This is a genomic window from Streptomyces sp. NPDC059695 (assembly GCF_042733785.1).
Classification (GTDB): domain Bacteria; phylum Actinomycetota; class Actinomycetes; order Streptomycetales; family Streptomycetaceae; genus Streptomyces.
Map to the genome: position 1 here is coordinate 19,037 of NZ_JBHWFF010000059.1, position 9,620 is coordinate 28,656.

8 protein-coding genes are annotated in these 9,620 nt (G+C 71.0%); 3 read left to right on the forward strand and 5 right to left on the reverse strand.

Features of this window, described 5'->3' with window-relative positions:
• Positions 1-56: 56 nt before the first annotated feature.
• From ACFV2S_RS36690 to coxB, 4 genes are all read right to left on the reverse strand, one after another.
• Complete coding sequence (locus tag ACFV2S_RS36690) at positions 57-1,310, reverse strand: Ig-like domain-containing protein (protein ID WP_385570266.1); 1,254 nt, start codon at positions 1,308-1,310, stop codon at positions 57-59.
• A 122-nt stretch (positions 1,311-1,432) separates the two neighbouring features.
• Positions 1,433-1,831 (reverse strand): cytochrome c oxidase subunit 4, encoded by a 399-nt coding sequence (locus tag ACFV2S_RS36695; RefSeq protein ID WP_383800599.1) that lies wholly within the window; start codon positions 1,829-1,831, stop codon positions 1,433-1,435.
• Complete coding sequence (ctaD, locus tag ACFV2S_RS36700) at positions 1,828-3,564, reverse strand: cytochrome c oxidase subunit I (protein WP_383800601.1); 1,737 nt, start codon at positions 3,562-3,564, stop codon at positions 1,828-1,830. Before ctaD ends, ACFV2S_RS36695 begins: the two co-directional genes overlap by 4 nt.
• Positions 3,561-4,526 carry a cytochrome c oxidase subunit II gene (gene coxB / locus ACFV2S_RS36705; protein ID WP_385570273.1) on the reverse strand — a complete coding sequence of 322 codons (966 nt, stop codon included), beginning with the start codon at positions 4,524-4,526 and terminating at the stop codon, positions 3,561-3,563. The genes ctaD and coxB overlap by 4 nt, the downstream gene beginning before the upstream one ends.
• Positions 4,527-4,870: 344 nt before the next feature.
• On the opposite strand from coxB, the gene ACFV2S_RS36710 reads away from it, so the two are divergent.
• Complete coding sequence (locus tag ACFV2S_RS36710) at positions 4,871-6,259, forward strand: cysteine desulfurase/sulfurtransferase TusA family protein (RefSeq protein ID WP_385570278.1); 1,389 nt, start codon at positions 4,871-4,873, stop codon at positions 6,257-6,259.
• Between the two features lie 355 nt (positions 6,260-6,614).
• Here the strand turns inward: ACFV2S_RS36710 and ACFV2S_RS36715 are convergent, their stop codons facing one another.
• Positions 6,615-7,589, reverse strand: a complete 975-nt coding sequence (locus ACFV2S_RS36715; RefSeq protein ID WP_383793280.1) for a carbohydrate kinase family protein — start codon at positions 7,587-7,589, stop codon at positions 6,615-6,617.
• Positions 7,590-7,764: 175 nt separating this feature from the next.
• Between ACFV2S_RS36715 and ACFV2S_RS36720 the strand changes: the two genes are divergently transcribed.
• Both ACFV2S_RS36720 and ACFV2S_RS36725 read left to right on the forward strand, forming a co-directional pair.
• Complete coding sequence (locus ACFV2S_RS36720) at positions 7,765-7,971, forward strand: hypothetical protein (RefSeq protein ID WP_383793277.1); 207 nt, start codon at positions 7,765-7,767, stop codon at positions 7,969-7,971.
• A 67-nt stretch (positions 7,972-8,038) separates the two neighbouring features.
• Positions 8,039-9,520: a hypothetical protein gene (locus ACFV2S_RS36725; protein ID WP_385570286.1), complete on the forward strand. Its 1,482-nt coding sequence runs from the start codon at positions 8,039-8,041 to the stop codon at positions 9,518-9,520.
• Positions 9,521-9,620: the final 100 nt, after the last annotated feature.

Genomic DNA, 9,620 nt, shown 5'->3' on the forward strand with positions numbered 1-9,620 from the left:
GCGAGAGCGCGTGCCAGGCGTCGCGGGGCAGACGGGAAGGTGACGACGGGCCCTAGTCAGATCGAGGGCCTCAGACGGGCCTTCTCGGTGGGGGCCACGGGGTTTCCGGCGGCCTCCACCAGCGCGCTGCCCTGGCGCCACTTGTCCCACTCCATGTTCCAGTCGCCGAAGCCGTTGCCGAAGGTGTCCATCGTGTCGCCGTAGCTGTTGACGACGCGGACGACGTCTCCGGGACGGACGGTCTCGAAGAACCAGGCCGCGTTGCCCGTCGACATGCCGACACAGCCGTGGCTGACGTTCTCGACGCCCTGGGAGCCGACGGACCACGGCGCGGCGTGGACGTACTCGCCGCTCCATGTCACCCGGGTGGCGTAGTACACGGGCAGGTCGTACGAGTCGGAGCTGCCCTCCGCGATGCCGATGCTGGTGCCCCGCATCCGGACGTAGTACTCCTTGCCGAGCACCACCTTGATGCCGTTACGGGTGGAGAAGCCCGGTTTGCCGGTGGTCACCGGAATGGTGTTGATCACTTCTCCGTTGCGCTTCACCGTCATGTAGTGCGACCCGGCGTCCGCGACGGCCTCGATCCGGTCCCCGATGGTGAGCTTCAGCGGCTTGGACGCGCCGCCGTAGAGCTTGTCGCCGACCTTGAGGCCGTCCAGGTTGCCGGTGACGGTGACGAGCGCCCCGGCCGGCCAGTACTCCTTCGGACGGAAGTGCAGCTTCTTGTCGTCCACCCAGTACCAGGAGCCCTCGACGGCGGGCGTGGAGCGGACCTTGAGGGCCCGCTCGACGACGGCGCGGGCCGACCGGTCCTTGACCGGAAGGCTGAGCTCCGCCGTGATGGGCTGCCCGACGCCGTACGTGCCCGCCTCCGGCCCGAAGGTCACGGTCAGGGCCCGTTTGGCCGGAGCCGTCTCGAACGTGAACGTACGGGCGCCTGGAGCGCCGTCCTCGTCCTCGGTGGCCACCTGGACCGTGTAGCGCGCGCCGGCCGCCAGGGCGGCCGTGGAGCGCCAGCGCTGCCCGTCCGCGGTGAGCTCGCCGGCGAGGTGGTGACCCGAGGAGTCGGTGGCGGTGACGTCGGTGATCCGGGCGTCGTCGTCCTTGGCCGTGATCTCCAGGGGCTTGTCGGGGTCCGCCTTGGCGCCGTCGGCGGGAGCGCTGACCGCGACCTGGTCGGCCGCGTCGTAGGCCTTCTCCGACAGCGGATGACCGTCGGAGCCCGCGCACGCGGTGGCGCCCGCGTGGACGGTGACGGCCAGAAGAGTGCAGCTCAGAACAGTCCGAATGCGCGGCGTGTCGTTCATGACTTCACGCTAAGGACAATCCTCTCGGCCAGCGCGCCGAGTGCTGCAAAAGAGGGGCCCGGGCACTTCGTTGACGAAGTGTCCGGGCCCCTCGGTGTGCTCCGGTGCGGAGCGGGGTACCGCTACTGGTTCTGGTTCTCGCCCCGGTAGAACTCGAAGACCCAGCCGAACAGGCCGACGAGGATCAGCGGGAAGGAGAAGTACAGGATCCACCAGCCCATCGCGATGGCGAGGAAGGCGAGCGCGCCACCGACGGCCAGCGAGAGCGGCTGCCAGCTGTGCGGGGCGAAGAAGCCCACCTCGCCGGCCTCGTCCGCGACGTCGGCCTCCTTGTCGTCCTGCGCCATCGCGTCGACACGCTTGGCCGTGAAGGCCAGGTAGTAGCCGATCATGATGGAGAGGCCGAAGGCCAGGAAGAGCGCCGTCGTACCGACCGGCTCCTTGGACCAGACGCCGTACACGACCGCCATGGCAAGGATGAAGACGCTCAGCCAGATGAACATCTTGCCCTGGATCTTCACTTGCCGGCCTCCTTGCTGCCCGTGAGGGCCGCGGCCTCGTGCGGCTTGTTCTCGAGCTGGTCGACCGCCGCGATCTCAGGGTGGTGCAGGTCGAACGCCGGGGATTCCGAACGGATCCGCGGCAGGGTGAGGAAGTTGTGCCGCGGCGGCGGGCAGGAGGTCGCCCACTCGAGCGAGCGGCCGTAGCCCCACGGGTCGTCGACCTCGATCTTCTTGCCGTACTTGGCGGTCTTCCAGACGTTGTAGAGGAACGGCAGGATCGACAGACCGAGCAGGAACGAGGAGATCGTGGAGATCGTGTTCAGCGTGGTGAAGCCGTCGGCGTCCAGGTAGTCCGCGTAACGACGCGGCATGCCCTCGGCACCGAGCCAGTGCTGCACCAGGAAGGTGCCGTGGAAGCCGATGAACAGCGTCCAGAACGTCATCTTGCCGAGCCGCTCGTCCAGCATCTTGCCCGTGAACTTCGGCCACCAGAAGTGGAACCCGGCGAACATCGCGAAGACCACGGTGCCGAAGACGACGTAGTGGAAGTGCGCGACGACGAAGTACGAGTCGGAGACGTGGAAGTCCATCGGCGGCGAGGCCAGGATGACGCCCGTCAGACCACCGAAGGTGAAGGTGACCAGGAAGCCGATCGTCCAGAGCATCGGGGTCTCGAAGGACAACGAGCCCTTCCACATCGTTCCGATCCAGTTGAAGAACTTCACGCCGGTCGGTACGGCGATGAGGAACGTCATGAAGGAGAAGAACGGGAGGAGCACACCGCCTGTGACGTACATGTGGTGGGCCCACACGGTCACGGACAGACCGGCGATCGCGATGGTCGCGGCCACCAGACCGATGTAGCCGAACATCGGCTTGCGGCTGAAGACCGGGATGACCTCGGAGACGATGCCGAAGAAGGGCAAGGCGATGATGTACACCTCTGGGTGTCCGAAGAACCAGAAGAGGTGTTGCCACAGCAAGGCGCCGCCGTTGGCCGCGTCGAAGACATGGGCACCGAACTTGCGGTCCGCCTCCAGGGCGAACAGCGCGGCCGCCAGGACCGGGAAGGCGAGCAGGACCAGGACACCGGTCAGCAGCACGTTCCAGGTGAAGATCGGCATGCGGAACATCGTCATGCCCGGAGCGCGCATGCAGATGATCGTGGTGATGAAGTTGACCGAACCGAGGATCGTGCCGAAGCCGGAGAAGGCCAGGCCCATGATCCACATGTCGGCGCCGACACCCGGCGAGCGGACGGCGTCCGACAGCGGGGAGTAGGCGAACCAGCCGAAGTCGGCCGCACCCTGCGGGGTGAGGAAGCCGGCCACCGCGATGATCGAGCCGAAGAGGTACAGCCAGTAGGCGAACATGTTCAGCCGCGGGAACGCCACGTCGGGCGCGCCGATCTGCAGCGGCATGATCCAGTTCGCGAATCCGGCGAACAGCGGCGTCGCGAACATCAGCAGCATGATCGTGCCGTGCATCGTGAACGCCTGGTTGAACTGCTCGTTCGACATGATCTGCGTGCCGGGACGGGCCAGCTCGGCGCGCATGAAGAGCGCCATGAGTCCGCCGATGCAGAAGAAGACGAACGACGTGACCAGGTAGAGCGTACCGATGGTCTTGTGGTCGGTGGTGGTGAGCCACTTGATGACCACGTTGCCGGGCTGCTTGCGCCGTACGGGCAGCTCGTTCTCGTACGAGTCCTCAGCTGCGGCGGCACCCTGGGTTTCGTTGTGGATGCTCACAGTTGGTGCTTCTCCGCATTCCTAGCCGGGTCCGTCTGCTCGATGCCGGACGGAATGTAGCCGGTCTGCCCCTTCTCGGCCAGCTCCTTCAGGTGCTGCTGGTAGCGCTCCGGGGAGACCACCTTGACGTTGAAGAGCATCCGGGAGTGGTCGACACCGCACAGCTCGGCGCACTTGCCGAGGAAGGTGCCTTCCTGGTTCGGAATGACCTCGAAGGAGTTGGTGTGCCCCGGGATGACGTCCTGCTTCATGAGGAAGGGGACCACCCAGAAGGAGTGGATGACGTCACGGGAGGACAGGACGAACCTGACCTTCTCACCCTTCGGCAGCCACAGGGTCGGGCCCGGGTTGCCGGTCTGCGGGTTCCGGTCGCCGGGGATGCCGGCGTCGTAGACACCGCCCGCGTTCTCCGGGAAGTCCGCGAGGAACTTGTCCGGGAGCGAGGCGAGGTTCTTGTCCGTCTTGGCGTCGCCCTTCACACCGGGCACGTTCTCGATGTAGTTGAAGCCCCAGCTCCACTGGTAGCCGACCACGTTGACCGTGTGGGCCGGCTTCGGGGTGAGCTCGAGGAGCTTCGACTCGTCGCGTGCGGTGAAGTAGAAGAGCACCGAGACGATGATGAGGGGGGTGACCGTGTACAGCGCCTCGATGGGCATGTTGTAACGGGTCTGCGGAGGTACCTCGACCTTGGTCCTGCTCCGCCGGTGGAAGATGACGGACCAGATGATCAGGCCCCACACCAGGATTCCGGTGATGAGCGCGGCGGCCCAGGAGCCCTGCCACAGGGAGAGGATCGTAGGAGCCTCTTCTGTGACGGGGGTGGGCATGCCAAGGCGGGGGAAGTCTTCCCAGTTGTACGAGCAGCCCGTGGCTGTCGCCAGGATCAGGCCCGCAGTCAGCACCTGCGGCAGCTTCCGCCGCATCGGGCGCCGCGACGAGCGGTCGGAGCCGTTGGGACTCACGTAGCGCCTTCCCGAGAGTCTCGGCCCGCGTTGGTCGGCCACGGCCGTCCGTCTCGCTGGTCGGTCGCCGCCCCGGCCGCGGGCAGGGGTTTGGATGTTTATGCGGACCAAACCCTACTGGACGCTATTTGGGGTCGCGCGGGGAGGGTGCCCAACGCGCCGTCCGAGTCCCCGAAGGGGTGGACTCCGGGGTTCCGGAGGGGGGTCCGAGGGGTCCGTTCGGCCGTCTGGCGACGCACCGGGCCGTGCTTCTGACGAGGGTTCACGCGGTGGGGGTCCCCGGCGCCGGCCGTGACGGATCCCCGGTCCGCCACCCTCGCATCCCCGGGCCCTACGGTGGGCGGATGCCCTACTTCGACGCCGCGTCCGCCGCTCCGCTGCACCCCGTCGCCCGCCAGGCACTGCTCGCCTCCCTGGACGAGGGCTGGGCCGACCCGGCCAGGCTGTACCGGGAGGGGCGACGGGCCCGGCTGCTGCTCGACGCGGCCCGGGAGGCCGCGGCGGAGGCCGTGGGGTGCCGTCCGGACGAGCTCGTGTTCACTCCTTCGGGGACGCGCGCGGTTCACGCCGGAATCTCCGGGGCGCTCGCGGGCCGTCGGCGTGTCGGAAACCGGCTCGTGGTCTCGGCCGTCGAACACTCCTCCGTACTCCACGCGGGCGAGGCGCTCGCGGCGGCCGGCGGCACGGTGACCGAGGTCCCGGTGGGCCGGTCGGGGGCGGTGGACGCGGACTCCTTCACCGCCGCCCTCGCCGTCGCGGGGACGGCCCTGGCGTGCCTCCAGTCGGCCAACCACGAGGTGGGGACGGAGCAGCCGGTGGCCGAGATCGCGGAGGCCTGCCGGGCGGCGTCCGTGCCGCTGCTCGTGGACGCGGCGCAGTCGCTCGGCTGGGGTCCGGTGCCCGAGGGCTGGTCCCTGCTCGCGGCGAGCGCGCACAAGTGGGGCGGACCGGCGGGCGTCGGCCTCCTCGCGGTGCGCAAGGGCGTCCGGTTCGCGCCCCAAGGGCCCACGGACGAGAGGGAGTCGGGGCGGGCGCCCGGTTTCGAGAACCTGCCCGCCATCGTGGCGGCCGCGGCCTCGCTGCGGGCGGTCCGGGCGGAGGCGGCGGCCGAGGGGGCGCGGCTGCGGGGCCTGGTGGACCGGATCCGGGCCCGGGTGCCGGAGCTGGTGCCGGACGTGGAGGTGGTGGGCGACCCGGTGCGGCGCCTCCCCCACCTGGTCACCTTCTCCTGCCTGTACGTGGACGGCGAGACGCTGCTGTCGGAGCTCGACCGGGAGGGTTTCTCCGTTTCGTCCGGTTCGTCGTGCACGAGTTCGACGCTGACGCCCAGCCATGTGCTGCGCGCGATGGGTGTGCTGAGCGAGGGGAACGTCCGGGTGTCCCTGCCGTCCGGCACCACGGAGGAGGACGTGGACCGCTTCCTCGCGGTCCTGCCGGGAGTGGTCGCGGGGGTACGGGAGCGGCTGGGCGCCCCCGGGGCCGTGGTGTCCGCGCCGGCGCCCTCCGGCTCGCTCGTCGTGGACTCCCTCGGCAAGCGGTGCCCGATCCCGGTGATCGAGCTGGCGAAGGTGATCGGGGACGTGCCGGTGGGCGGGACGGTGACGGTCCTGTCGGACGACGCGGCGGCGCGGCTGGACATTCCGGCGTGGTGCGAGATGCGGGGGCAGGAGTACGTGGGCGAGGAGACGTCCCCTGCCGGCGGCACGGCGTACGTGGTCCGCCGCGCGTCGTAGCACGACCGCCGGGGCGGTGCCCACCCCCGCCGTGTGCGACGCCCCGCCGTCGTGGGCCCGCGCCCCGCCCGTTGTGGGCGGCGCCCCGCCGTTGTGGGCAATCGTTCCGCAGGGCGGAACGGGTGGGCACAACGGACGGCGCCCCGTGCCGGGCCAAGGCTCCCGCGCCCTGACCCGCGCCGAACGGGCGCCGTCACTGGGGTGCGGGTCCAGGCCCAGAACGCGGAGGCGCCGCGAAGGGCGCCGTCCCGTGTGCCCACCCGTCCCGCCCCAGCGGGACGATTGCCCACACGGGCGTGGGCGAAGGCCCACACGGGCAGCGGGGCACCGCCCCGCCGGGCGCGGGGCGGTGGGGTCAGAGGAGGTGGGACTGGACCTCGGTCGCGGCGTCGTCGCCGTACGCCTTCGTGAACCGCTCCATGAAGTTCGCCCGCCGCAGCGTGTACTCCTGCGTCCCCAGCGTCTCGATCACCAGCGTCGCCAGCATGCAGCCCACCTGCGCCGCGCGCTCCAGGCCCACGCCCCACGACAGGCCCGTCAGGAAGCCCGCGCGGAAGGCGTCGCCGACGCCCGTCGGGTCGACCTTGGCGGTCTCCTCGGCGCAGCCGACCTCGATGGGCGTCTCGCCGACGCGCTCGATGCGCACGCCGCGCGAGCCGAGCGTGGTGACGCGGTGGCCGACGCGGGAGAGGATCTCCGCCTCGGTCCAGCCGGTCTTGGACTCGATGAGGCCCTTCTCGTACTCGTTGGAGAAGAGGTAGGTGGCGCCGTCGAGGAGCGTGCGGATCTCCTCGCCGTCCATGCGCGCGATCTGCTGCGAGAAGTCGGCGGCGAAGGCGATGCCCCGGTCCTTGCACTCCTCCGTGTGGCGGAGCATCGCCTCGGGGTCGTCGGCGCCGATGAGGACCAGGTCGAGGCCGCCCACGCGGTCGGCGACGGCCTTGAGCTCGATCAGCCGGGCCTCGCTCATCGCGCCGGTGTAGAAGGAGCCGATCTGGTTGTGGTCCTTGTCGGTGGTGCAGACGAAGCGCGCGGTGTGCAGGACCTCGGAGATCCGCACCGAGCCGGTGTCGACGCCGTGCCGGTCGAGCCAGGCGCGGTACTCGTCGAAGTCGTAGCCGGCCGCGCCGACGAGGATCGGGGCGCCGCCGAGCTGGCCCATGCCGAAGCAGATGTTCGGGCCGACGCCGCCCCGGCGCACGTCCAGGTTGTCGACGAGGAAGGAGAGGGACACCGTGTGGAGCTGGTCGGCCACGAGCTGGTCGGCGAACCGGCCGGGGAAGGTCATGAGGTGGTCGGTGGCGATGGAGCCGGTGACTGCGATACGCACGGCGGGGTGCTCCTGCGAATTCGATAGGGGCGCGCGAGGCGCTCGAAGGGAGGTGGTGGTGGGCTACGGGCGGGCGACAGTTCACGCTACCGGGTGGGGCGCTCCCTGCCGAACAGCGGAAACTACCCCAGAGTAGGTCTTTTCCCTGGGGCGGTGCGGTGCTTACGGTGCGCCCATGACCATCTACCCCGCTCCTCGTGAGCGACACGAGTCCGAGTTCAGCCTCGCCCAGCTGCGCGGGGACGGTGCCCGGATGGCTCCCCACTGGGTGACCCCGGCGGGTCCGGCCCCCGTTCCGGTCTCCCCCGCGTCGATCCACGGGGTGGTCGTTCCGGCGGCCTCGGCCCGGCTGATCGACGCCACCGCCGAGTACGGCGGCTGACGGAGGGGAACCGTCCGCCCCTCCGCTCCGTCCCATCGGCGTTCGGTCGAGACGAGGGAGCGTTGCGGTGAGCGGTACGGAGAACGTACGGAGGCGGCGGAACGTCCTGGTCGCCTCGGTGGCGGCGGGTGTGCTGCTCGCCGGGGGCGGTGGCGTCTATCTCGCCGTCGCGGCGACGGCGAGCGGCGAGGCGACGCCGTCCGCGGGTGAGGGAAAGGCCGCCGGCGCGGCCGCGTCCCCGACGCGGCCGGGGAACGGCGACAGCGGCGGCGGCCCCGGCATCGCGCCGGGTGAGCCGGACCCGGGCGGCGGCCCGGACGGGACGGTCTACACAGCCAAGGGTCCACTCCCCGCGGGGCCCTCCTCGGCCGCGGTCCACCGGCCCGAGGGCCTGGTCACCTCGGCGGAGGTGACCAGGCTGGCCGCGGCGCTCGGGATCGAGGGCCGGCCGGTGCTGGTCGGGGACGTCTGGACGATCCGCCCGGAGAAGGACGGCCAGGGGCCGCGCCTGGACGTGGCGAAGGCGGCCCCGGGGAGCTGGTCGTACTCGTGGTACGACGGCGGCCCGGTCGGCGACTCCTGCCTCAAGGGCAGGGCGTGCCCGCCGCCGGGAGAGGCGAAGCCCCCGAGCGGCGGCGGTTCGCCGGTGAGCGAGGCCGCGGCGAAGGCGGCGGCCGCACCCGTCCTGAAGGCCATCGGCCAGGACGACGCGAAGGTGACCGCGACCCAGGTGATGGACGGTTCGGTGCGGGTGGTCAACGCCGATCCGGTGGTGGGCGGGCTGCCGACCTACGGCTGGGCGACGGGGCTGCACATCGGCCCGGACGGCCGGGCGATCGCGGGGAGCGGGACGCTCAAGGAGCCCGTGAAGGGCGACACGTACCCGGTGCTCGGGGCGGAGAAGGCGCTCGCGGAGCTGAACGAGGACGCGAAGGGCACCGGCCCGGTCGGCATCGGCGGCTGCGCGACCGACCCGCCGGCGGCGAGCGTCGACGGGAACGGCAAGGCGGACCCCGCCCCCGTCGACGGGAACGGCAAGGTCGCGCCGGCCCCGCCCTGCCGGTCGGCGGCGGACGTGGCGCCGCCGAAGGAGGTCCCGGTGACGGCCGCGGTGTTCGGCCTGGCCGCGAAGGACGTGGCGGGCGAGCGGCTGCTCGTACCGTCCTGGCTGTTCACGGCGGACCCGGTGGACGCGGCTCCGTACACCGTGATCGAGACGGCGGTGGCGCCGGAGCGGCTGGCTCCCCCGACGAAGCCCACCGGCCCGGACGAGGGCACGGCACCGGCCCGGCAGATCACCTCGTACCGGACGGCCGAGGACGGCCGGAAGCTGTCGGTCACCTTCTGGGGCGGGGTGTGCAGCACCTACACCGCCCAGGCCGTGGAGACCCCGGACAAGGTGACCGTGCGGATCGACGAGAAGGCCGACCCGGGGCGGGTGTGCATCGCGATCGCCAAGGAGATCACGGTGAGCGTGACCCTGCAGAGCCCGCTGGGCGACCGGTCCGTGGTGGACGCGGCGAGCGGGGAGGCCGTGCCGCGGCGCTGAGCGCACCGGGCACACGTGAGGGCGGGGGGGGGGGCGGGGGGGGCGCGCGCGGCGCGGCGCCCCCGCCCGCCCCCACACGCAGTTTGGAGCGAGAGCGCGC

Bases quoted from the DNA above. Each gene is read 5' to 3' on its own strand.
- ACFV2S_RS36710 (WP_385570278.1), top strand. From the start codon at position 4,871: ATGCCCTACTTCGACGCCGCGTCCGCCGCTCCGCTGCACCCCGTCGCC.
- ACFV2S_RS36690 (WP_385570266.1), bottom strand. From the start codon at position 1,310: ATGAACGACACGCCGCGCATTCGGACTGTTCTGAGCTGCACTCTTCTG.
- ACFV2S_RS36720 (WP_383793277.1), top strand. From the start codon at position 7,765: ATGACCATCTACCCCGCTCCTCGTGAGCGACACGAGTCCGAGTTCAGC.